The sequence below is a fragment of the Methylotenera sp. genome, from assembly GCF_029945705.1.
Lineage (GTDB): Bacteria > Pseudomonadota > Gammaproteobacteria > Burkholderiales > Methylophilaceae > Methylotenera.
This window is the reverse complement of record NZ_JAQSDC010000053.1, coordinates 44,467-66,975: the sequence shown is the minus strand read 5'-3', so window position 1 is coordinate 66,975 and position 22,509 is coordinate 44,467. Positions and strand designations below refer to the sequence as shown.

Genomic DNA, 22,509 nt, shown 5'->3' with positions numbered 1-22,509 from the left:
ATTATTAGCAAGAATTAAAACTTAAGCAGTTTGGTCATCAACCGTTGCTTCTGGGGCATTTTTCTTCACAGACTCAATACCATTATCGCGGCCAGCTTCGCTTTCGTACATTTGGCTTTGACCAATTACTTGATGGTTGCCAGCTTTAAGTACGAAGTATGGTTTTTCAGATTTTGAAACTAAGCGATCATAACGTGCATCGTCTGAAGCGTTCTTTTGTATTGAAGCAATACCATTTAATGCACTTGCTTTGCTTTCATACATTTCACTTTGCATGATAATTTGGCCATTACCAGCCAATAGATTGAAATGGAATTGTCCGCTTTTTGCTGTTTTTAATTCGAATTTACCCGCCATACAGTTCTCCTCAATATTTGTTCGGTGAAAGCGCCGTGGTATTTGCACAAATACGCTTGCCATACTATAGGCGTGCAATCACGCACTCGTCAATACCTTTGCTCTTTAATTGTCAAACGTAGATGTTAATTTTTGTGTTTCACGTGAAACAATCATTTTTATACGACCACAACAGCAAGCAACACGGCGCGTAACAAAGCCGCGGTGTATACTTTCAATCAACTATAAAAAAACAATAAGTCAAAAAAAATGCCACTTTCATGGAACGAAATTAAAACTCGCGCGAATGCTTTTTCTAAACATTGGGCAGATGCGGCCAATGAAGATAGCCAAGCAAAACCATTTTTAATCGACTTTTTTGAGATATTTGGCATCAACAATAAGCGCGTGGCAAGTTTTGAGCATGCGGTTAAAAAGTTTGGCGGGCAGAATCGTGACAGTGATAATAAAGCCAAGCAAGGCTTTGTAGATTTATTTTGGCCAGGTATTTTGTTGGTTGAAATGAAGTCTAAAGGTAAAGATCTAACCCGCGCATACTCGCAAGCTATTGATTATTTCTCTGGCATACAAGAGCGCGACTTACCGCGTTATGTATTAGTGTGTGATTTTCAGCGCTTTCAGCTGCATGATTTAACCGCCCAAACTGTTGTGGAATTTACCCTAAAAGAACTTTACCAAAACGTAAAACAGTTCGGGTTTATTGCAGGCTATCAAACCCAAATTATTAAAGCGCAAGATCCCATTAATATTAAAGCGGCAGAACGCATGGGCAAGCTACACGATGCGCTTAAAGCCGTGGGTTATGATGGTCATGCGCTCGAGCTATATTTGGTGCGCCTACTATTTTGTTTGTTTGCAGAAGACACCACTATTTTTGAAAAACGCATTTTTCAAGATTACATCGAAACCAAAACCAATACCGATGGCAGCGATTTAGCGCACCATATCAATAGTCTGTTTTATGTCCTTAATACACCGCCAAATAAGCGCTTGAGCAATTTAGATGAAAGTTTAAATGCTTTTCCATACGTAAATGGCAAGCTGTTTGAAGAGCCGCTACCACCCGCTCAGTTTGATAGCAAAATGCGTGAAGCATTACTAGATTTGTGCGCCTTGGATTGGAGCATTATCTCCCCTGCCATTTTCGGCAGCCTGTTTCAAAGCATTATGGATGCTGATGTGCGGCGCAATTTAGGCGCACATTACACCAGTGAGGAGAATATTCTTAAGCTCATCAAACCACTGTTTTTAGATGCGCTATGGGCAGAATTTGAAAAAGTTAAAGGTAATAAAAACCGCTTAGCAGAGTTTCACCAAAGGCTACGTACCCTCACCTTTTTTGATCCTGCTTGTGGTTGCGGCAACTTTTTGGTGATTACTTACCGAGAGTTAAGGCTACTAGAGCTTGAAGTACTTCGCGCTATTCATAAAACAGGGCAATTGGTCATGGATGTGCAAGCGCTGATTAATATCGATGTGGATCAGTTTTACGGTATAGAGATTGAGGAGTTTCCCGCACAAATTGCCCAAGTCGCGCTATGGCTTACTGACCACCAAATGAACATGAAAATTTCAGAAGAATTTGGTCAATATTTTGCACGCATACCGCTAAAAGCCACGCTGCATATTGTGTGTGGAAACGCCCTACAAACCGATTGGCAAAGCGTGCTACCCGCAGAGCGCTGTAGTTATGTGTTGGGTAATCCGCCGTTTTTGGGTAAAAGTAATCAATCGGCTGAACAAAAAGCTGATATGCAATTGGTGTGTGAGGATATTAAAAACGCAGGCTTGCTGGATTTTGTGGCGGCTTGGTATATTAAAGCGGCGCGGTATGTGGCTTTGGGTAGGAGCGACGCCCTCGTCGCGATTAACGGTGTTCGCGACGAGGGCGTCGCTCCTACTATTCGTGCGGCATTTGTATCTACCAACAGCATTACCCAAGGCGAGCAAGTTGGGGTGTTGTGGGGTTGGATGTTGGCGCAAGGCATTAAGATTCATTTTGCCCATCGCACGTTTAGCTGGAATAACGAAGCGCGCGGCAAGGCTGCTGTACATTGTGTGATTATAGGATTTGGTTTGCAAGAGGTGGCGGATAAAACCATTTATGAATATGAAGATATTAAGGGTCAGCCGCATGCGGTTAAGGTTGGTAATATCAATCCATATTTGGCGGATGCACCAAACTTAGTAATGATGCCGCGCACCACGCCGATTTGCCGTGTATCGCCGATGGTAAATGGTAGCAAGCCAACTGATGGTGGCAATTTGATTATGTCAGAACAAGAAAAATCAGATTTAATTGCTAATGAACCGCAAGCAGCCGAATGGATTAAGCCTTTTGCGATGGGTGATGAGTTTATTAACGGCGTAGCGCGTTATTGTTTGTGGTTGGTTGATTGTCCGCCACAAACTTTACGCGCCATGCCTGAAGTGATAAAGCGCATAGAGGGGGTAAAGGCGATGCGCTTAGCAAGCACCGATGCAACAACAAGAGCTGACTCAGCTAAATCAACCTTATTTCAGAAAATTCGTCAGCCAAAAACTAACTATTTGGCTTTGCCTAGGGTTTCATCTGAAAGGCGAGTTTATATTCCAATTGCCTACGCTAGCACCGATTTAATTGCTGGTGATAAATTACAAACAATCCCTAACGCCAGTTTATTTGAGTTTGGCGTAATTACTAGCAACATGCACATGGCTTGGACGCGAACAACTTGTGGACGCATGAAAAGCGATTATCAATATTCTGCAAAAATCACTTATAACAACTTCCCATGGCCTGAAAGTAGGAGCGGGTTGCAGCCGCGAACCGACGGCTTGCAACATAAAAGGTTCGCGGCTGCAAGCCGCTCCTACAAAGCAATAGAGGTTTGTGCTCAAGCGGTTTTAGATGCTCGTGCTGAACATAGCAATGCTTCATTAGCCGATTTATACGACCCACTGACCATGCCTGCTAATTTACTTAAAGCGCATCAAGCCTTAGATAAAGCCGTAGATACCGCTTATGGCTACAAAGGCGCCAATACCGATGCCGCACGCGTAGCGTTTTTGTTTGAGCGTTATCAGCAGCTCACCAGTTTGTTGCCTGTAGAAAAACCAAAGCAAAAAACCAAGTTGAAAAAGCATAAAAATAGCTTTTAAGCGCGCTTTGCAAACCATGTAGCGTGGGTAACTTGTTACCCACGCGGAATTTTGCAAAATTTCACGGTAAACGTGTGGGCAGAATTAGGCAAGATAAGGCACTTTGCCCGCCCGACTCAGCTACTCAACGCTTTGGTAGGCGCAAAGCTTAAAGAGTTCTGCAAAAAAATGGACGTAAAAAAAGCAGTGTTTCACGTGAAACACTGCTTTTTATTTGCTACTTAAAACTTATTTTTTAGCTTTAGCTTTAGCAGTTGGTGTTTTTTCAGTTAACACGTAAGTAATGTAGTTAGCTTTTTGAGCAGCTGTACAGTCCTCACCTAAAATATCAAAACAGTGTTGTGAGAATTTAGCTTCAACTTTGTCAAAATCAGAAAAGCGTTTTGTGTTAACCGCTGGTGATAATGGTTGAATCGCCTTGCCCGTTACAATGTTTTTACCTTTATCGGCTGGGTTTGCTGTGTGGCATGATGCACAAGCAGTTTCTTTACCGTCAACAGTTTTAACTTTATTGTTGAAGAATGCTTTGCCTTCTTCAGCTGAAGGGCCAGCAAAATCTTTGTTTTCAGCGATTGCTTGAGTATGGTAAATCAATACCAATTTTTTTGCATTGGCAATGCTGGCGTGTGCAGAAATCGCGCTAAAACCCAACATGGCTACTAAAAGGATACTTAATTTTTTCATTTGCTGCTCCATTATTTTAATAAAAAACTTTGCTTACTTAGCAATCGTACTTCAACATTCACATCATAAAGTAGTTTTCTAAAACATGCTTTAATTTTTATAAAGCGAATATTATGCCAAGTTTATTAAGAAATTGTGTCTATCTTGTAAAGGTAACGTTTTAACGTGAAAAGAGTTGACTTAATTCTGTGAAAAAACATGCTTTTACATGACTATTGGCGGCTATTAAAGTAAAATCTAGCCTTTGTACAATCCATTCAATCGCGTCTTAAGTGATTGTATTGCCTACTAGTTGTTATATTGTGCCTATTGTTTGAAAGACAAGCTTGAATATATGAATTTTCCAGACGTTTTTGATGTGATTGTCGTTGGTGGCGGGCATGCTGGCACCGAAGCTGCGCTTGCCAGCGCCAGAATGGGGCAAAAAACCTTATTGCTTACACACAACATTGAAACCTTAGGTCAAATGTCGTGCAATCCTAGCATTGGCGGTATTGGCAAAGGTCATTTGGTTAAAGAGATTGATGCGCTTGGTGGCGCAATGGCAGCTGCAACAGATGAAGGCGGTATTCAGTTTAGAATTTTAAACTCTAGCAAAGGCCCTGCCGTACGCGCCACTCGCGCTCAGGCTGATCGCGTGTTGTATAAAGCGGCGATTAGACATCGCTTAGAGAATCAGCCTAACCTTTGGCTGTTTCAACAAGCTGTTGATGACATTATTTTAGAAGGTGACCGTGCAGTGGGCGTGGTGACGCAAATTGGTTTGCGTTTTAATTCAAAGTCAGTGGTGCTGACTGCGGGTACCTTTTTAGGCGGTTTGGTGCATGTGGGTTTACAAAATTATAGTGCAGGCCGTGCGGGTGATCCGCCAGCTATTTCATTAGCGGCACGTTTACGCGAAATTGGTTTGCCAGCAGGCCGATTAAAAACAGGTACGCCACCGCGCATTGATGGCCGCACAATTGATTATTCTGTCATGACGATTCAGCCAGGTGATGACCCTGTGCCTGTATTTTCTTTTATGGGCAATGCGGCGCAGCACCCTGCCCAATTGCCATGTTGGATTACGCATACTAACGAGCGTACGCACGATATTATTCGCAGCGGTTTAGACCGCTCGCCGATGTACACGGGTGTCATTGAAGGTGTCGGCCCACGTTACTGCCCAAGTGTAGAAGATAAAATTCACCGTTTCGCCGATAAAGATTCACATCAAATTTTCTTAGAGCCTGAAGGCTTAACCACCAATGAAATCTACCCAAATGGAATTTCAACCAGTCTGCCATTTGATATTCAATTGGCATTAGTGCGCTCAGTGCGCGGTTTAGAAAACGCCCATATTCTGCGCCCAGGTTATGCCATTGAGTATGATTATTATGATCCGCGCGGTTTAAAAAGCTCGTTAGAAACCAAGATGGTGCAAGGCTTGTTCTTTGCAGGGCAAATCAACGGTACTACTGGCTATGAAGAAGCTGCCGCGCAAGGTTTGCTAGCGGGTGCTAATGCTGCGCTATATTCGCAAGGTAAAGAATCTTGGTGCCCTGCTCGAGATGAAGCTTATTTGGGTGTGATGGTGGACGATTTAATCACGCGCGGCGTGACTGAGCCGTACCGCATGTTTACTAGCCGTGCGGAATATCGCCTACAACTGCGTGAGGATAACGCTGATATGCGCCTCACCGAAATTGGTCGCAAATTGGGCTTAGTGGATGATGCGCGTTGGGAAGCTTTTAGCATTAAAAAAGAAGCGGTTGAGCGCGAGCAAGAGCGTTTGAAAAAAACATTTGTGCAACCTGCCAATGTGCCAATAGAAAAAATGATTGAAATGTTTGGCAAGCCACTTGAGCATGAGTATAGTTTGTTTGAATTATTGCGCCGCCCAGAAGTGAGCTACGATGCCGTGCTGACTTTAGGTGAACTTGGTTTGGGCGAGGTTGAGCCAGCCGTGCGCGAGCAAGTGGAAATCGCCGCAAAATATCAAGGCTATATTGACCGTCAAACAGACGAAGTGGAACGTAGCCGAGGTCAAGAAAATACCAAGCTACCTGACGATTTAGATTATCGTGAAATTCATGGCTTGCCGATTGAGGCACAACAAAAATTGAACGCGCAAAAACCAGAAACCATAGGTCAAGCTGGACGTATTTCAGGGATTACGCCTGCTGCTATTTCATTGTTATTGGTGTATTTAAAGCGTAAAGCGCGCAGTAAACCAGCTGCCGATTTAGCTGCATAGCTTCGCATGGCTTTGATAGATATGCTACAAAGCAAGCTGCAATCTGGTTTGCAAGAGATGGGTTTGCACATAGACGCTGAGAAACAAGCGAAATTGATTGCTTATCTATTGCTTATTGATAAGTGGAATAAGGTGCATAACCTCACAGCAATTCGCGAGCCGCTAGAAATGGTGACTTTGCATTTGTTAGATAGCTTAAGTGTGTTGCCGCATGTGCAAGCTTTAGCGCCAAAGAATTTATTGGATGTTGGCGCAGGTGCGGGTTTGCCGAGTATTGTTTTAGCAATATGTTTGCCAGAGTTGCAAGTGACCGCTATAGATTCCGTAGCAAAGAAAACCAGCTTCATGCGCCAAGTAAAAGGTGAATTAGGCTTGAGCAACTTTCAAGTGGAAGTTGGGCGCGTAGAGGCGCTTAAAAAAGACGTGAAATTTGATGTGATTATTTCACGCGCTTTTTCTGAAATTGGTTTGTTTGTAAAGCTTACAAAGCACTTATTGGCTGAAAATGGGCTATGGCTTGCTATGAAAGGCCAAGTGCCTGCGCATGAGTTTGAGCATCAAGATTTTAAAGGTGCGGGCGTGCAGGTAAACAAAATTGAAGTGTTGAAAGTGGCGGGTTTAGAGGCGGAGCGCCACTTGGTTTATATAAGTACCAATTTGTAGTTAATTCAATTTAGTTAATTTTATTCTGATAAATCTATAAGAAAATAATGAAAATATTAGCAATCACTAATCAAAAAGGCGGTGTAGGTAAAACCACCACTTGCGTGAACTTAGCTGCTAGTTTGGCAAGTTTAGGTAAGCGCGTTTTGCTCATTGATTTAGACCCGCAAGGCAATGCCAGTACAGGTAGCGGCATAGATAAAGCGCACTTAAAGTTCAGTATTTATCATGTGCTGATTGGTGAAAAGTCGCTTAAAGAGGTGATTTTAACCAGTGAAAAAGGCGGTTTTGATATTGCACCTTCAAACCGTGATTTAGCGGGTGCTGAAGTTGAGTTGGTCAATGAGCTGGCGCGTGAAAACCGCTTAAAAGTGGCGATTGCAAAGTTGGTAGCTGCTGAAGAAGCCGCACCTTATGATTTTGTATTGTTGGATTGCCCCCCTGCCCTGAATTTGGTCACAGTCAATGCGCTCACCGCTTCTAGCGCGGTGATGATTCCGATGCAATGTGAGTATTACGCTTTGGAAGGTTTATCTGACTTAGTGAACACCATCAAAAAAGTACGTGCACGCTTGAATCCAAGCCTGGAAATTGAAGGTTTGCTGCGCACCTTGTTCGATAATCGCAATATGCTGGCTCAGCAAGTGTCGGCGCAACTCATCAGCCATTTTGGCGATAAAGTCTACAAAACCGTTATTCCGCGCAATATTCGTTTAGCCGAAGCGCCCAGCTACGGCGTGCCAGTGTTGAATTATGATAAAGCCTCAAAAGGCGCGGTGGCGTATTTAGAATTAGCAAAAGAAGTAATGCGGAGTGATAAAAAACATGGCTAAGTTAAAAGGCTTAAATAGAGGCTTGGGTCGCGGGTTGGATAGTTTGCTTGCGGGCGATATGGGTAGCGTTGGTGAGGCTGACTCACTTTTGGTGCTCAAAGTATCGCAATTGCAGCCTGGTAAATATCAACCACGTAGCTATATGGATGATGCCGCCTTGCAGACTTTAGCTGCTTCAATAAAATCACAAGGTATTATGCAGCCGATTTTGGTGCGTCACCTGCCGAATGAATATGGCGATGATGATCATTACGAAATCATTGCAGGTGAGCGCCGTTGGCGTGCTAGCCAAATAGCGGGCTTGGAAGAAGTGCCAGTATTAGTGCGTGAAATCGCCGATGAAGCCGCATTGGCAATGGCGTTAATCGAGAATATTCAACGTGAAAACCTAAATCCCCTAGAAGAAGCGCAAGGGATTAAGCGACTGATTGATGAATTTGATATGACGCACGAAAAAGCGGCTGCAGCCGTTGGCCGCTCGCGCGTCGCAGTTTCAAATTTATTACGCTTGCTCACTTTATGCGCCCCTGTACAAGATATGTTGATGTATGGCAAGTTGGATATGGGTCATGCGCGTGCGTTGATCGGCTTAGAGGGAGCGCAGCAAGTTATGCTCGCAACACAAATTGTACAAAATAATTTATCTGTCCGCGAAGTTGAAAATCTAGTCAAAAATCTAGAGTCTACAAACGCTGAAGCACCACAAAAACAAATACATAAAACGCCTTTAAATCATGATGTTTTAAGGCTGCAAGAAGCATTAAGCGATAAGTTAGGAGCAGCAGTTAGTATAAAAGCAAGTGCAAAAGGCGCCGGTACTTTAAAAATAAGCTATACAAATTTAGATCAATTAGATGAAATAGTGAGCAGAATCTCGCGCTAAGTGTTTCATTTTGCTTAAACAAAATGTAAATGCTTGTCACTTAATCCTTGACTAAAAATCGGTAATAATTCAAAATCGCGGTCTTTGCTGTATAGAGCATGTAAAAAGCGCAAAAACAGTAGTAAAACGTAAAAATAATAAGCGTCAAATTTAACTAGCTTTCAGAAACTGGGTTTAAGCAATTGTCAACATCAAACACATCAGATGTATTTAGCAAAATGCTTAAAATTCAACTAGTTGCTACGGTTTGCGTTGCTATCGTAGCGTTATTTGTGTCGGGTTTGCATGCTTGCGTTTCAGCAATATTAGGTGGTGCGAGCGTAGTGTTAGGTGCTTGTGCGGCAGTTGCAGTAGCAAAACGTGGCGAAAATGAACAAGATGCGACAGCGATACTAGTCAATTTATTGAAAGCTGAAGCCACCAAGATTTTAATAATTATCGTGTTATTGGTAGTTATATTTAAGTTTTATCAACAATTAGTGCCATTTGCGCTTATTGCAGGTTTGGCAGCAGCAGCACTTTTTTCAGGTGCCGCCTTAAGCAAACTAAAAGTTTAGTAAGTTAAAAATTTAATTTAAACGAATTTAATTAAAGTAAATAATAGATTATGGCTATAGAACAAGCAGAAAAAGCACTCACCCCTTCTGAATATATTACGCATCATTTAACTTTTAACTCGCAACCGGTAGGTGACGGTAGCTTTTGGATGTTAAATTACGACAGTTTTATTATGTCTGTATTGCTAGGTATTGTAGTGATGGGTTTAATTTGGTGGGTAGCGCGCAGTGCAACCGCAGGCGTACCTTCAAAAGGCCAGGCATTTGTAGAGCTGATTTTTAGTTTTGTGGATGATCAAGTAAAAAATATATTCCATGGCAACCGCCACAGCTTCATCGCTCCAACAGCATTAACAGTATTTTTATGGGTACTAGCCATGAACGCGATGGACTTTTTACCTGTAGATGTGATGCATCATTTTGTATACGCGCCATTGGGTTTGGAGCACTGGCGTAGTGTCCCTACTTCAGATATCAATACAACTTTCGCATTGGCTTTAGCGGTTTGGTTCTTGATGATATTCTTCTCGATCAAAGTTAAAGGCTTTGGTGGTTGGATTCATGAACTTTTCTACACGCCATTCGGCACTAAATTCTGGGTTTTACCTTTGAACTTCCTATTCAATTTGATTGAATACGTGTCAAAACCACTTTCACACTCATTACGACTATTCGGCAATATGTATGCCGGTGAGGTTATTTTCTTATTGCTCGGTATGTGGGCTGCCACAGGTATTTCAGGCACAATCTTCGGTGCAATTCTAGGTGCTGGTTGGTCAATATTCCATATTTTAATCGTGGCATTACAAGCGTTTATTTTCATGATGTTGACAGTGGTTTATTTATCAATGGCACACGAGTCACATTAATTCAAAGTTTTTAGTAGTTTATTTTTTTAGTAGTTTTAGTGGTAAGTTTAATTTTTGAGAGGGTAATAAAATGGATGCATTAGCAATGATTCAAGCCTACACAGGCGTTGGTATTGGTTTAATTATTGGTTTAGGCGCTGCGGGTGCTTGTATCGGTATTGGTATTATGTGCGCAAGCTTCTTAGAAGGCGCAGCTCGTCAACCAGAAATGATTCCACAATTGCAAGGTAAAGTATTCTTGCTTTTAGGTCTTATCGATGCTTCTTTCATTATTGGCGTTGGTCTAGCGATGATGTTTGCATTTGCTAACCCATTATTAAGTGTAGTAGCTAAGTAATTAGCTTATAAATAATTTGGCGCTACTTAAATTTAGCGCAAATTAAACGACTTAAATATTGGAGTAAGTAATGAATATTAACTTTACACTTATCGCACAAGCTATTGCATTTGCTGTGTTGATTTGGTTCACAGTGAAATTCGTTTGGCCACCGCTGTTATCAGCGATTGAAACACGCCAAAAGGAAATCGCTGATGGTTTGGCAGCAGCTCAAGAAGGCAGAAGTGCTTTAGACATTGCAGCTAAGAAATCAGAAGCGACATTGACTGAAGCCAAACAAAAAGCGAGTGAGATTATTGGCCAGGCTGAAAAACGTGGTTCACAAATCGTTGAAGAAGCTAAGGGTAACGCTAAAGCTGAGGGCGACCGTATTTTAGCTGGCGCTAAAGCTGAAATCGACCAAGAAGTAAACCGCGCTAAAGAAGGTCTTCGTTCACAAGTGTCTGCGCTAGCAATTGCTGGTGCAGAAAAAATCTTGCGTAAAGAAATTGACGCAAAAGCACACAGTGAAATGTTATCTAAACTAGCAGCAGAACTTTAAGGATAAGACATGGCTGAAATATCAACCATCGCAAGGCCTTACGCAGTTGCTGCTTATAAATTAGGTCGCGAACAAAAGTCGTTAGCTAAATGGTCTGAAATGTTGGGTTTTGTTTCTGCAGTCGCTAGCGATGCGCAGATGCAAGCTTTCATTCAAGACCCAAAAGTAGTCAACAGCGAATTGCAGGACACTTTTTTAAAGGTGTGTGGCGATAAGCTTAACGAACAAGGTCAAAACTTGATTAAAGTGTTGGTTGAGTATGGACGTATGCCTATTTTGCCTGCAATTACTGAAGCGTTTGAAGAGCTTAAAGCGCTAGACGAAGGTACTTTGGATGCGCAAATTATTGCCGCTGCAAAACCTAGTGCTGCAGAAGTCAAAGACTTGGTAAAACGTTTAGAAGCTAAGTTCGGTAAAAAGATTGAAGCCAGTGTTTCTGTAGATTCAGAATTGATTGGCGGCATTAAAATTATTGTTGGCGATACCGTGATAGACGCATCTGTCAAAGGTCAGTTACAAAATTTAGCGTACACGCTTTCAGCTTAGGCCTAAGCAAAGAATAATTTAGGCAAAGAAAATTATTAGGAGTCAAAATGCAGTTATCTACATCAGAAATCAGTGAACTGATTAAAAGCAGATTAGAAAATTTTTCTACCTCAGCTGAAGCGCGTACTCAAGGTACAGTAATTTCAGTAACAGATGGTATCGTTCGTATTCACGGTCTTTCAAACGTGATGGCTGGCGAGATGATCGAGTTCCCAGGCAACACATTCGGTTTGGCGCTTAACTTAGAGCGTGATTCAGTAGGTGCGGTTGTTCTAGGTGACTACGAACATATTACTGAAGGCGACATTTGTAAATGTACAGGTCGTATTTTAGAAGTGCCAGTGGGTCCAGAATTAATCGGTCGCGTTGTCAATGCACTAGGTCAACCAATTGATGGTAAAGGCCCAGTTAATGCAAAAATGACTGATAAAATTGAAAAAGTTGCACCAGGCGTGATTGCACGTAAATCAGTTTCACAACCAGTGCAAACAGGTTTGAAATCAGTTGACTCAATGGTTCCAGTTGGCCGTGGTCAACGTGAATTGATTATTGGTGATCGTCAAACAGGTAAAACTGCAGTTGCGATTGATGCGATTATCAATCAAAAAGGTCAAAATATGACCTGTATCTACGTTGCGATTGGCCAAAAGGCTTCTACAGTGGCTAACGTGGTACGTAAATTAGAAGAAAACGGCGCATTGGCTTACACCATTGTTGTTGCTGCTACAGCTTCTGATTCAGCTGCATTACAATTCTTAGCACCATATGCTGGTTGTACGATGGGCGAATACTTCCGTGATCGCGGTGAAGATGCATTGATCGTTTATGATGATTTGACAAAACAAGCGATTGCTTATCGTCAAATTTCATTGCTATTACGCCGTCCACCAGGCCGTGAAGCTTACCCAGGTGACGTGTTCTACATTCACTCACGTTTATTAGAGCGTGCTGCTCGTGTTAACGAAGATTATGTTGAAAAATTCACAAACGGCGCTGTTAAAGGCAAAACAGGTTCATTGACTGCCTTGCCAGTGATTGAAACTGCGGCTGGTGACGTTTCTGCATTCGTTCCAACTAACGTGATTTCAATTACCGATGGTCAAATCTTCTTAGAAACTGACTTGTTCAACGCTGGTATTCGTCCTGCGATTAACGCTGGTATTTCAGTGTCTCGCGTGGGTGGTGCTGCTCAAACTAAAGTCATCAAGAAATTGGGTGGCGGTGTACGTTTAGCTTTAGCGCAATACCGTGAATTAGCTGCGTTCGCGCAGTTCGCTTCTGATTTGGATGAAGCAACACGTAAACAATTAGACCGCGGTCGTATGTTTACTGAGTTGATGAAACAAGCGCAATACGCTCCATTAAGTGTTTCTAAAATGGCGATTACTTTGTTAGCAGCTAACAAAGGCTATTTCGATGATGTTCCAACCAATAAAGTGTTAGCTTTTGAAAACGCATTACACGGTTTCATGGGCTCTAAATACGCTAAATTGATGGAAGGCATTGAGTCTAGCAAAGATTTAGCTGGCGATAACGAAAAAGCAGTTGAAGCCGCAATTCAGGACTTCAAAGCTACTAATGCATATTAATAGCGCTTACTAATCACTTTTAGGATTAAAAATGGCTGGTAGTAAAGAGATTAGAACCAAGATCAAGTCGGTAGAAAATACTCGCAAGATCACAAAAGCGATGGAAATGGTTGCCGCTTCTAAAATGCGTAAAGCGCAAGATAGAATGCGCGCAAGCCGTCCGTATGCCGAGAAAATTCGTAACGTTGCTGCGCATCTTTCATTTGCAAACCCAGAGTATAAACACCCATATTTAGTTAAACGTGACGTTGTTAAAAATGTTGGTTTGATTGTGGTGAGCTCAGATAAAGGTCTATGTGGCGGTTTAAATACTAATATGTTGCGTCTATCAGTTAACCAAATGAAAAATTGGGAATCTGAAGGTAAAGCGATTGCAGTTAGTGCAATTGGTAACAAAGGTTTTGGCTTCATGAACCGTGTTGGGGCTAATGTTAAGTCACACATTATTGGTTTAGGCGATGTGCCGCATTTAGAGACTTTAATCGGTACGATCAAAGTGATGTTGGATATGTATGAAGCTGGCGAGATTGACCAACTTTATATTAGCTATACTAAATTTATCAATACCATGAAGCAAGAGCCAGTGATGGAGCAATTGTTACCATTGAGTGGTGAGCAACTAGGTAGTCCTAAAGGTCATTGGGATTATATTTACGAGCCTGAAGCTAAGCCAGTAGTTGATCAATTGATGACACGTTACATCGAATCATTAGTGTATAACGCAGTGGCAGAGAATATGGCTTCAGAGCAATCATCGCGTATGGTGGCAATGAAGTCAGCTTCTGACAATGCGAAAGAAGTGATTGGTGATTTGAAACTGGTTTACAACAAAGCACGTCAAGCAGCCATTACCAAAGAGATTTCAGAAATCGTCGGCGGCGCGGCAGCGGTATCATAGTATTTTTAAGAATTAAATTACAATTCAACAGATTAGCTTGAATAGGATATAAAAAATGAGTACAGCGAACGTAGGTGTTAAAATAGGTAAAGTAGTGCAAATTATTGGTGCTGTGGTGGACGTTGAATTTCCACGCGATCAAATGCCTAAAGTATTTGAAGCGTTAATTATTGACGATGCTACAAGCAATGCTGAAGCAGGCTTGACACTTGAAGTGCAACAGCAATTAGGCGACGGTATTGTACGTACCATTGCCATGGGTTCTTCAGATGGTCTCGCACGTGGTACATCATTCAAATCAACAGGCGATCAAATTACTGTACCAGTCGGCGTAGGTACTTTGGGTCGTATTATGGATGTATTAGGTCGCCCAATTGATGAGGCTGGTCCAATTGATTGTGACGAGCGTCGCGCGATTCACCAAAAAGCGCCAACTTTTGAAGAGTTATCTCCTTCTGTTGACTTGTTAGAAACAGGTATCAAGGTGATTGACTTAGTTTGCCCGTTTGCTAAAGGTGGTAAAGTTGGTCTGTTCGGTGGTGCTGGTGTAGGTAAAACAGTGAACATGCTTGAGCTTATTAACAACATTGCAAAACAACACTCAGGTTTATCAGTGTTTGCAGGTGTGGGTGAGCGTACTCGTGAAGGTAACGACTTCTACCACGAGATGGCAGAAGCTGGCGTTATTAAACTTGACGACATGAAAGAATCAAAAGTAGCGATGGTGTTCGGTCAAATGAACGAACCACCAGGCAACCGTCTACGTGTAGCTTTGTCTGGTTTGACAATGGCTGAGAAATTCCGTGACGAAGGTCGTGACGTGTTGTTCTTCGTTGATAACATCTACCGCTACACATTAGCCGGTACTGAAGTATCAGCATTGTTAGGTCGTATGCCATCAGCTGTGGGTTACCAACCTACGCTAGCTGACGAAATGGGCCGTTTACAAGAGCGTATTACTTCAACTAAAACAGGTTCAATTACTTCTATCCAAGCGGTTTACGTACCTGCGGATGACTTGACTGACCCATCACCAGCGACAACTTTCCAACATTTGGATTCAACAGTTGTTCTTTCACGTGACATTGCATCTTTAGGTATCTACCCAGCGGTTGATCCATTAGATTCAACATCACGTCAATTAGACCCATTGGTAGTTGGTGAGGAGCATTACAACGTTGCCCGTTCTGTTCAACAGACATTACAACGTTATAAAGAACTTCGCGACATTATCGCTATTTTGGGTATGGACGAATTGTCACCAGAAGATAAATTAGCTGTTGGCCGTGCACGTAAAATCCAACGTTTCTTGTCACAACCATTCCACGTAGCTGAAGTGTTTACTGGCGCGCCAGGTAAATATGTACCACTAAAAGAAACAATCAAAGGCTTTAAAGCGATTGTTGCTGGTGAATACGATCACTTGCCTGAGCAAGCGTTCTACATGGTAGGTGGCATTGAAGAAGCAGTAGAAAAAGCCAAAACTTTAAACTAAGCCAATGATTTTAATAAATGCAATTTAATATCAAGTTAACTTAGTAAAATTTAATAAAGTATAGAGAAAAATATGGCAAATACTGTACATATCGATGTAGTAAGTGCAGAAGCTAGCATATTTGCTGGTGAAGCTGAGTTTGTTGTAGTGCCAGCAAGTACAGGTGAGGTTGGTATCTACCCTCATCACGCACCAATGGTCACTACAATTAAACCTGGTGCATTACGTATCAAGCTATCTGATTCTGCTGAAGAAACTTTGATTTTTATCTCTGGCGGTTTGTTAGAAGTTCAACCAGGTTTAATTACTGTTTTGGCTGATACAGCAGTGCGTGGTCACGATTTAGATGAAGCTAAAGCGCTTGCATCAAAAGCCGCTGCAGAAGAAGCAATGAAAAATCGTACTTCAGACATTGATTATGCAAAAGCACAGGCTGAATTGTCTGAGGCGATTGCACAGATTCAAGCAATTGAGCGACTACGTAACGTTAAGCACTAATTGCAATAATCAATTCGGTGCTATATTACTTAACGCTAGTAAGTTAACACCAGCAAAAAGGCAGCTCAGGCTGCCTTTTTTGTTATACTTTAGCCATGCGAAAGTCACAAAGTTTTTAAAGTTATGATGCCACTTAATATCATTATTCTTGCAGCGGGTAAAGGTACTCGCATGCACTCTAATACACCTAAAGTCTTGCATGCAATAGGTGGAAAGTCGATATTAGCGCATGTGATTGACTGTGCGAAAATGCTAAATCCAAGCAAAATAATTGTGGCGTATGGCTATGGTGGCGAAGTTGTTCGTGAAGCATTTTTGCTTGAAAATATTACTTGGGTAAACCAAGTAGAACAGCTTGGTACAGGTCATGCTGTGCAACAAGCTCTCCCCTTCTTAGATATTGATGCACAGTCGTTAGTAATGCTGGGTGATGTTCCTCTGGTTGATGTAGCAGCTTGTAAAGCCTTAATTGAGCAAGCCAATAATAAGTTGGCGATTCTATCTTTTAATAAAGCTGATCCCACTGGGTACGGTCGCATTGTGCGAGCTGATAATCAAAATGTAATAGCGATTGTCGAGCATAAAGATGCAACAGTAACGCAGCGTAATATCGTTGAAGTCAATACTGGCATTATGGCAATGCCTAATATGCATTTAACAAAGTGGTTATCACAACTGACCAATAACAATGCGCAAGGCGAATATTATCTGACTGATATTGTGGCGCTGGCTGTGCAACAGGGTGTAGAAGTTGTTGCAGAAATGACAGATGATGAGTGGTCAGTGACAGGTATTAATTCTAAAACAGATTTAAGTGCTATAGAGCGAGTGTATCAAGCACGTATTGCGCAAAAATTACTGCTACAAGGTGTGACGTTAAAAGATCCTGCTCGTCTAGATGTGCGCGGGTCGGTAAGCTGTGGCAAAGATGTAGAGATTGATGTTAATTGCGTGTTTGAAGGTGATGTTAATTTAGGTGATAACGTAAAAATCTCAGCAAACTGTGTCATCAAAAATGCAACTATAAAGGCTGGTGCTCAAATCGCACCGTTTACACATATAGATGACACTGAGATTGGTGAAAACAGCCGTATTGGCCCATTTGCAAGATTGCGCCCAGGTACTACACTGGCTGCAGACACGCATATTGGTAACTTTGTAGAGCTCAAAAATTCGCAAGTTGATGTAGGTAGCAAGATTAATCATCTAAGTTATGTGGGCGATACTACCGTAGGCAAACAAGTGAATATTGGCGCTGGAACGATTACTTGTAATTACGATGGTGCGAATAAGCACCGCACCAATATTGAGGATGATGTATTTATTGGGTCTGATACACAACTAATTGCACCTATCACTATAGGTAAAGGCGCAACAATAGGAGCTGGATCAACAATTACTAAGGACGCACCTGCCGATCAGCTCACGTTTTGCCGGTCAAAAGATCAAAAATCGATTAAAGGTTGGAAGCGACCTTCCAAGATTCAAAAGTAGCTAATTTAGAAAGAATTAACTTTATGTGTGGCATTGTAGGCGCAGTTGCAAATAGAAATGTGGTTTCAACACTTATCGAGGGTTTAAGTCGTTTGGAATATCGCGGTTACGATTCTGCAGGTATTGCAGTTTTAAATAATGGTGGTATAGAGAGAGTTAGAGCTGTAGGTCGAGTGTCTGCCATGACAGATAAAGCGCTAGAGATAAGCCTAAGTGGGCAGGTTGGTATTGGTCACACGCGTTGGGCAACACATGGCGGCGTAACTGAAAACAACGCGCATCCACATGTATCAAAAGACGAAATTGCCGTGGTTCATAACGGCATTATTGAAAATCACAATGAACAGCGTGATAAATTAATGAAACTTGGCTATCAGTTTACTTCGCAAACTGATACCGAAGTGATTGCTCACCTTATTCACTTTTACCACAATCAAGGTTTAGTCTTGCTAGCCGCAACCAGAATGGCGGTAGCTGAACTGACAGGCGCATTTGCGATTAGTGTCATTTCAGTTAAAGAACCTGAACACATGATTACAGCTCGCCAAGGTTGCCCTTTATTAATAGGCTTGGGTGAAAATGAAAACTTCATTGCATCTGACGTGTCAGCTGTACTTTCAGTCACGCGCAAAGTGATTTACCTTGAAGATGGAGACGTCGCTGATATACGTCGAGATGGCGTTACAATTTTCGGTAATGATGGCAATACTGTAGAACGTAAAATTCACATGAGTGATGTGTCGCTCGCCAGCATGGAGCTTGGCCCGTATGCGCACTTTATGCAAAAAGAAATACACGAGCAGCCTAAAGCACTTACAGATACGATAGAAGCATTAATCGATGATAATAGCTTTTCCCCCGTACTGTTTGGTGACTCAGCTAGTGATGTTTTTAGCCAAGTGGATAGCATACTAATACTTGCTGCAGGAACAAGCTATTACGCAGCGCTAACTGCTAAATATTGGTTAGAAAGTATTGCAAAAATACCTACTAATGTTGAAATTGCCAGTGAATATCGCTACCGAGTGTCTGTGCCAAACGCAAAGCAATTAATAGTCACTATTTCACAGTCAGGTGAAACATTAGACACTATGGAAGCGCTTAAGCACGCTAAATCATTAGGCCAACACTACACGCTATCGATTTGTAACGTGCAAGAAAGCGCCATTCCACGTGCCTCAAAGTTAGTGTTCTACACACGTGCTGGGGCAGAAATAGGTGTAGCTTCCACCAAAGCCTTCACCACGCAATTGGTGGCTTTGTTCACCTTAGCTGCCACATTAGCTAAACAACGCGGCATGCTAAATGAGGCACAAGAACAAGACTATCTAACAGCGCTGAGGCAATTAGGTGGTAGCGTGCAGCACGCGCTGAATTTAGAGCCACAAATACGTGAGTGGGCAAAAGCTTTTGCTGATAAACACCATGCACTGTTTTTAGGTCGTGGGATACACTATCCTATCGCCTTAGAAGGTGCACTTAAGCTTAAAGAAATTTCGTATATTCACGCTGAAGCTTATCCTGCAGGTGAGCTTAAACATGGCCCTTTAGCGTTGGTTGATAGTGATATGCCCGTGGTAGTCATTGCGCCAAATGACACCTTGTTAGAAAAAGTGAAATCTAACATGCAAGAAGTAAAAGCGCGTGGTGGTGAGCTCTTTGTATTTGCAGATGATGATAGTCATTTTGCCGAAAGTGAATGCGTGCATGTCATCCGTACCCCGCGCCATGTAGGCGTGCTTTCCCCTATATTGCACACTATTCCAGTGCAGTTGTTAGCCTATCATGTGGCATTAATTAAGGGCACTGATGTAGATAAGCCAAGAAATTTGGCAAAATCTGTGACGGTTGAATAGAACTAAACGAGGCAACATATGAGTCACAGCTCTAAAACTGCCATGCGAAATTCTGAAAGTCGCTTATATGACCTAATTGCGCAAAGATTATTGCCAGAGGCCAATAAAGCGGAAATAGATCAGCGTATTTGGGATTTGTTTGGTGAGGAATGGTGTGTGATGATGACTGATTTGGCGGGGTTTTCTCGCCGAGTTGCGGAGTATGGCATCATTCATTTTTTGCAGACAATTTACGAATCTGAGCGTTTGTTATTACCAGTGATTGAGCAGCATGAAGGTTTTTTGCTTAAAACAGATGGCGACTCTTTTTTAGTCATTTTTCGTAAGCCACAGAAAGCTTTGCAATGCGCACTTGTGATGCAGCAAATTTTAGTTCCCTACAACGAAGCTAAACTGGAGCAGGAAAGAGTCCATTTATGCGTAGGTTTGGGTTTTGGTAAGATTTTGCGTGTAGGGAATACTGAAGTGTTTGGTGCTGAAGTGAATGCGGCCTGTAAGCTGGGTGAAGATGTTGCCAAACAAGGTGAAACTTTGGTGACAGGGGCATTTCAGCAAGCTTGCGCAGATTTTTCTGGGGTGACTTATCAAAAGCTAGAGCATGCACCTGCTGGTGCAAATTCTGCTTATAAAGTGATTCTCAATTAGAAAGAGCTGAGTTAGTAAGTACTCGGTTCTTTCAAAATCACAGGGGTAATGTCTAAAGTACCGCCGTCATGCCCCACCATCATTTGCCCATCTTGAATGGTGCAACTGATATTAAAGCCACGCTCTGCAATACTTGCTAGCTCTTTTGTTTCAGGTAGATTAATCACAGTGAGGTTGTTGGTTTTAAGTAAGGCTTTGCTGTTAGCCGCCCACCACATATCAGCCACTCGCCCTCCGTAAAGCACTACCACTACTTGCTTGGCACGCCCTGCCGCTTTGCGAATATCTTTTTCTGTAGGTAAACCAACATCCATCCATAACTCAATGGCGCCAGTCAGGTCTTTTTGCCATAAATCCGGCTCTTCATCATCGCTTAAGCCTTTGCCGAATGTTAACGCTTCATTGGCATACATGGCAAAGCCGATTAACCGAACCATCACGCGCTCATCGGTTTCTGACGGATGTTTAGCGATGGTTAAATTATGTTGCTGGTAGTAATTACGATCCATATCTGAAACTTGCAGATCGATTTTATAAATTGTGGATTTAATTGCCATTTAATCTGAGCCTTTTATCGTTGGCACATTATACCTACATTATCATCACCAATTAGTCCTGAATGACTGAGAGCGAGCAAGCATGCTGGCTTTCTGTTAAGCTTTCATTTTTTATTTTAGCAAAACAAAAAAGGGTTTTATTTTGGCTCAATATGTCATGTCTATGCTCCGTGTGAGCAAAATCGTTCCTCCTAAAAAGACCATTATTAAAGATATTTCTTTATCTTTTTTCCCTGGCGCAAAAATTGGTTTGTTGGGTTTAAATGGTTCAGGTAAATCTACAGTGCTACGCATTATGGCAGGCGTGGATAAAGAGTTTGAGGGCGAAGTGCAATGGCAACCTAATATGACAATTGGTTATTTGCCTCAAGAGCCACAATTAGACCCAGAAAAAACCGTGCGTGAAGAAGTTGAATCAGGCATGGGTGAAGTAATGGAGGCGCAAGCCAAGTTAGAGGCGGTATATGCGGCTTATGCAGAGCCAGACGCAGATTTTGATAAGTTGGCTGAAGAGCAAGCCAAGTGGGAAAACATTATTGCGGCAAGCGGCAGTGACTTAACCACACAACTAGAGATAGCCGCAGATGCGCTGCGCCTACCACCTTGGGATGCAAAAATTGGCCCACTATCAGGCGGTGAAAAGCGCCGTGTGGCTTTATGTAAACTATTGCTTTCTAAGCCAGATATGCTGCTACTAGACGAGCCAACTAACCATTTGGATGCAGAGTCTGTGGAATGGTTAGAACAGTTCTTAGTGCGCTTTCCAGGTACTGTGGTGGCGGTCACGCATGATCGATACTTCCTTGATAACGCAGCGGAATGGATTTTAGAGTTAGATCGCGGCCATGGTATTCCATGGAAAGGCAATTACTCAAGCTGGCTAGACCAAAAGCAAGCACGTTTGGCGCTGGAGGAATCGCAAGAATCTTCACGTCGTAAAGCATTGAATACCGAGTTGGAGTGGGTGCGCCAAAACCCAAAAGCACGTCAAGCAAAAAGTAAATCACGTATTGCCCGCTACGAAGAGTTAGCCAGTGCCGAATATCAAAAACGTAATGAAACGCAGGAAATATTCATTCCCGCAGGTGAGCGTTTAGGTGATCAGGTCATTGAGTTTAACGGCGTCAGCAAAGCCTTTAAAGACCGTTTATTGATTGATAATTTGAGCTTCAGTGTGCCAGCAGGCGCGATTGTCGGCATTATTGGCCCAAACGGCGCAGGTAAATCAACGCTGTTTAAAATGATTACAGGCAAAGAAACGCCCGACAGTGGTGAAGTGAACATCGGTCAAACAGTGAAAATGGCATATGTTGACCAAAGCCGCGATGCGTTGAGCGATGCTAAAACGGTATTTGACGAAATTTCAGGTGGCTCAGATATTCTTACCGTCGGTCGTTACGAAACACCATCACGTGCTTACATTGGTCGCTTTAACTTTAAAGGCGGTGATCAGCAAAAAATCGTTGGTCAACTTTCAGGCGGTGAACGTGGCCGCTTGCACTTGGCTAAAACGCTTATTTCAGGCGGCAATGTGTTGCTGCTAGATGAGCCGTCAAACGACTTAGACGTGGAAACCTTACGTGCGCTAGAAGATGCCTTACTAGAGTTTGCTGGTTGCGTATTGGTGATTTCACATGATCGCTGGTTCTTAGACCGTATTGCGACACACATTCTAGCCGCAGAAGGCGAATCACAATGGACATTTTTTAACGGTAACTATCAAGAGTATGAAACTGATAAACGCAAACGCTTGGGTGAAGAAGGCGCTAAACCTAAACGTATTCGTTATAAGCCTATTACGCGCTAGGCATTTATATCACTATACAACTG

General features: G+C 42.4%; 21 protein-coding genes. 18 read left to right on the top strand and 3 right to left on the bottom strand.

The window, feature by feature from the left end; genetic code table 11:
* Nucleotides 1-21: 21 nt before the first annotated feature.
* Nucleotides 22-357: a YegP family protein gene (locus PSU78_RS11785; RefSeq protein WP_300388234.1), complete on the bottom strand. Its 336-nt coding sequence runs from the start codon at nucleotides 355-357 to the stop codon at nucleotides 22-24.
* 249 nt (nucleotides 358-606) lie between these two features.
* Here PSU78_RS11785 and PSU78_RS11780 point away from each other — a divergent pair, with 249 nt between their 5' ends.
* Nucleotides 607-3,498 carry a DNA methyltransferase gene (locus PSU78_RS11780; protein WP_300388232.1) on the top strand — a complete coding sequence of 964 codons (2,892 nt, stop codon included), beginning with the start codon at nucleotides 607-609 and terminating at the stop codon, nucleotides 3,496-3,498.
* 228 nt (nucleotides 3,499-3,726) lie between these two features.
* Here the strand turns inward: PSU78_RS11780 and PSU78_RS11775 are convergent, their stop codons facing one another.
* On the bottom strand, nucleotides 3,727-4,182 hold the full coding sequence (locus tag PSU78_RS11775) for a DUF1924 domain-containing protein (protein WP_300388230.1): 456 nt from the start codon (nucleotides 4,180-4,182) through the stop codon (nucleotides 3,727-3,729).
* A gap of 334 nt (nucleotides 4,183-4,516) precedes the next feature.
* Between PSU78_RS11775 and mnmG the strand changes: the two genes are divergently transcribed.
* From mnmG to PSU78_RS11695, 16 genes are all read left to right on the top strand, one after another.
* Complete coding sequence (mnmG, locus tag PSU78_RS11770; protein ID WP_300388228.1) at nucleotides 4,517-6,418, top strand: tRNA uridine-5-carboxymethylaminomethyl(34) synthesis enzyme MnmG; 1,902 nt, start codon at nucleotides 4,517-4,519, stop codon at nucleotides 6,416-6,418.
* Nucleotides 6,419-6,424: 6 nt separating this feature from the next.
* On the top strand, nucleotides 6,425-7,081 hold the full coding sequence (gene rsmG / locus PSU78_RS11765) for a 16S rRNA (guanine(527)-N(7))-methyltransferase RsmG (RefSeq protein ID WP_300388226.1): 657 nt from the start codon (nucleotides 6,425-6,427) through the stop codon (nucleotides 7,079-7,081).
* A 47-nt stretch (nucleotides 7,082-7,128) separates the two neighbouring features.
* A complete protein-coding gene (locus tag PSU78_RS11760; RefSeq protein WP_300388224.1) occupies nucleotides 7,129-7,914 on the top strand; it encodes an AAA family ATPase in 786 nt (261 codons plus the stop codon).
* Nucleotides 7,907-8,797 carry a ParB/RepB/Spo0J family partition protein gene (locus tag PSU78_RS11755; RefSeq protein ID WP_300388222.1) on the top strand — a complete coding sequence of 297 codons (891 nt, stop codon included), beginning with the start codon at nucleotides 7,907-7,909 and terminating at the stop codon, nucleotides 8,795-8,797. The genes PSU78_RS11760 and PSU78_RS11755 overlap by 8 nt, the downstream gene beginning before the upstream one ends.
* A 182-nt stretch (nucleotides 8,798-8,979) precedes the next feature.
* Nucleotides 8,980-9,354 (top strand): ATP synthase subunit I, encoded by a 375-nt coding sequence (locus PSU78_RS11750; protein WP_300388220.1) that lies wholly within the window; start codon nucleotides 8,980-8,982, stop codon nucleotides 9,352-9,354.
* 50 nt (nucleotides 9,355-9,404) lie between these two features.
* Nucleotides 9,405-10,223: a F0F1 ATP synthase subunit A gene (atpB, locus tag PSU78_RS11745; RefSeq protein WP_300388218.1), complete on the top strand. Its 819-nt coding sequence runs from the start codon at nucleotides 9,405-9,407 to the stop codon at nucleotides 10,221-10,223.
* A 70-nt stretch (nucleotides 10,224-10,293) separates the two neighbouring features.
* Nucleotides 10,294-10,560 carry a F0F1 ATP synthase subunit C gene (gene atpE, locus PSU78_RS11740; RefSeq protein ID WP_013149445.1) on the top strand — a complete coding sequence of 89 codons (267 nt, stop codon included), beginning with the start codon at nucleotides 10,294-10,296 and terminating at the stop codon, nucleotides 10,558-10,560.
* A gap of 70 nt (nucleotides 10,561-10,630) precedes the next feature.
* Nucleotides 10,631-11,101 (top strand): F0F1 ATP synthase subunit B, encoded by a 471-nt coding sequence (locus tag PSU78_RS11735; protein ID WP_300388215.1) that lies wholly within the window; start codon nucleotides 10,631-10,633, stop codon nucleotides 11,099-11,101.
* A 9-nt stretch (nucleotides 11,102-11,110) separates the two neighbouring features.
* On the top strand, nucleotides 11,111-11,647 hold the full coding sequence (locus PSU78_RS11730; protein ID WP_300388213.1) for a F0F1 ATP synthase subunit delta: 537 nt from the start codon (nucleotides 11,111-11,113) through the stop codon (nucleotides 11,645-11,647).
* Between the two features lie 47 nt (nucleotides 11,648-11,694).
* Entirely contained in the window at nucleotides 11,695-13,236 is a 1,542-nt protein-coding gene (gene atpA, locus PSU78_RS11725) for a F0F1 ATP synthase subunit alpha (RefSeq protein ID WP_013149442.1), read from the top strand.
* Nucleotides 13,237-13,267: 31 nt separating this feature from the next.
* Nucleotides 13,268-14,134, top strand: coding sequence for a F0F1 ATP synthase subunit gamma (gene atpG / locus PSU78_RS11720; protein ID WP_300388210.1), 867 nt, complete (start codon nucleotides 13,268-13,270; stop codon nucleotides 14,132-14,134).
* Nucleotides 14,135-14,189: 55 nt separating this feature from the next.
* A complete protein-coding gene (atpD, locus tag PSU78_RS11715; RefSeq protein ID WP_300388208.1) occupies nucleotides 14,190-15,629 on the top strand; it encodes a F0F1 ATP synthase subunit beta in 1,440 nt (479 codons plus the stop codon).
* A 72-nt stretch (nucleotides 15,630-15,701) separates the two neighbouring features.
* Complete coding sequence (locus PSU78_RS11710) at nucleotides 15,702-16,127, top strand: F0F1 ATP synthase subunit epsilon (protein WP_300388206.1); 426 nt, start codon at nucleotides 15,702-15,704, stop codon at nucleotides 16,125-16,127.
* 123 nt (nucleotides 16,128-16,250) lie between these two features.
* Nucleotides 16,251-17,621, top strand: a complete 1,371-nt coding sequence (gene glmU / locus PSU78_RS11705; protein ID WP_300388204.1) for a bifunctional UDP-N-acetylglucosamine diphosphorylase/glucosamine-1-phosphate N-acetyltransferase GlmU — start codon at nucleotides 16,251-16,253, stop codon at nucleotides 17,619-17,621.
* Nucleotides 17,622-17,644: 23 nt separating this feature from the next.
* Entirely contained in the window at nucleotides 17,645-19,477 is a 1,833-nt protein-coding gene (glmS, locus tag PSU78_RS11700) for a glutamine--fructose-6-phosphate transaminase (isomerizing) (RefSeq protein WP_300388202.1), read from the top strand.
* Between the two features lie 18 nt (nucleotides 19,478-19,495).
* A complete protein-coding gene (locus PSU78_RS11695; protein ID WP_300388200.1) occupies nucleotides 19,496-20,122 on the top strand; it encodes an adenylate/guanylate cyclase domain-containing protein in 627 nt (208 codons plus the stop codon).
* An 11-nt stretch (nucleotides 20,123-20,133) separates the two neighbouring features.
* Here PSU78_RS11695 and PSU78_RS11690 read toward each other — a convergent pair whose 3' ends face one another.
* Nucleotides 20,134-20,679, bottom strand: a complete 546-nt coding sequence (locus PSU78_RS11690) for a YaeQ family protein (RefSeq protein ID WP_300388198.1) — start codon at nucleotides 20,677-20,679, stop codon at nucleotides 20,134-20,136.
* A gap of 142 nt (nucleotides 20,680-20,821) precedes the next feature.
* Here PSU78_RS11690 and ettA point away from each other — a divergent pair, with 142 nt between their 5' ends.
* On the top strand, nucleotides 20,822-22,486 hold the full coding sequence (ettA, locus tag PSU78_RS11685; protein ID WP_300388196.1) for an energy-dependent translational throttle protein EttA: 1,665 nt from the start codon (nucleotides 20,822-20,824) through the stop codon (nucleotides 22,484-22,486).
* Nucleotides 22,487-22,509: the final 23 nt, after the last annotated feature.

Coding starts and splice junctions, on each gene's coding strand:
- glmS (WP_300388202.1), top strand. CDS start 17,645: ATGTGTGGCATTGTAGGCGCAGTTGCAAATAGAAATGTGGTTTCAACA.
- PSU78_RS11730 (WP_300388213.1), top strand. CDS start 11,111: ATGGCTGAAATATCAACCATCGCAAGGCCTTACGCAGTTGCTGCTTAT.
- PSU78_RS11760 (WP_300388224.1), top strand. CDS start 7,129: ATGAAAATATTAGCAATCACTAATCAAAAAGGCGGTGTAGGTAAAACC.
- PSU78_RS11710 (WP_300388206.1), top strand. CDS start 15,702: ATGGCAAATACTGTACATATCGATGTAGTAAGTGCAGAAGCTAGCATA.
- atpG (WP_300388210.1), top strand. CDS start 13,268: ATGGCTGGTAGTAAAGAGATTAGAACCAAGATCAAGTCGGTAGAAAAT.
- PSU78_RS11785 (WP_300388234.1), bottom strand. CDS start 357: ATGGCGGGTAAATTCGAATTAAAAACAGCAAAAAGCGGACAATTCCAT.
- PSU78_RS11695 (WP_300388200.1), top strand. CDS start 19,496: ATGAGTCACAGCTCTAAAACTGCCATGCGAAATTCTGAAAGTCGCTTA.
- PSU78_RS11775 (WP_300388230.1), bottom strand. CDS start 4,182: ATGAAAAAATTAAGTATCCTTTTAGTAGCCATGTTGGGTTTTAGCGCG.
- atpB (WP_300388218.1), top strand. CDS start 9,405: ATGGCTATAGAACAAGCAGAAAAAGCACTCACCCCTTCTGAATATATT.
- mnmG (WP_300388228.1), top strand. CDS start 4,517: ATGAATTTTCCAGACGTTTTTGATGTGATTGTCGTTGGTGGCGGGCAT.
- atpE (WP_013149445.1), top strand. CDS start 10,294: ATGGATGCATTAGCAATGATTCAAGCCTACACAGGCGTTGGTATTGGT.
- glmU (WP_300388204.1), top strand. CDS start 16,251: ATGATGCCACTTAATATCATTATTCTTGCAGCGGGTAAAGGTACTCGC.
- atpA (WP_013149442.1), top strand. CDS start 11,695: ATGCAGTTATCTACATCAGAAATCAGTGAACTGATTAAAAGCAGATTA.
- PSU78_RS11690 (WP_300388198.1), bottom strand. CDS start 20,679: ATGGCAATTAAATCCACAATTTATAAAATCGATCTGCAAGTTTCAGAT.
- rsmG (WP_300388226.1), top strand. CDS start 6,425: ATGGCTTTGATAGATATGCTACAAAGCAAGCTGCAATCTGGTTTGCAA.
- PSU78_RS11755 (WP_300388222.1), top strand. CDS start 7,907: ATGGCTAAGTTAAAAGGCTTAAATAGAGGCTTGGGTCGCGGGTTGGAT.
- PSU78_RS11780 (WP_300388232.1), top strand. CDS start 607: ATGCCACTTTCATGGAACGAAATTAAAACTCGCGCGAATGCTTTTTCT.
- PSU78_RS11735 (WP_300388215.1), top strand. CDS start 10,631: ATGAATATTAACTTTACACTTATCGCACAAGCTATTGCATTTGCTGTG.
- atpD (WP_300388208.1), top strand. CDS start 14,190: ATGAGTACAGCGAACGTAGGTGTTAAAATAGGTAAAGTAGTGCAAATT.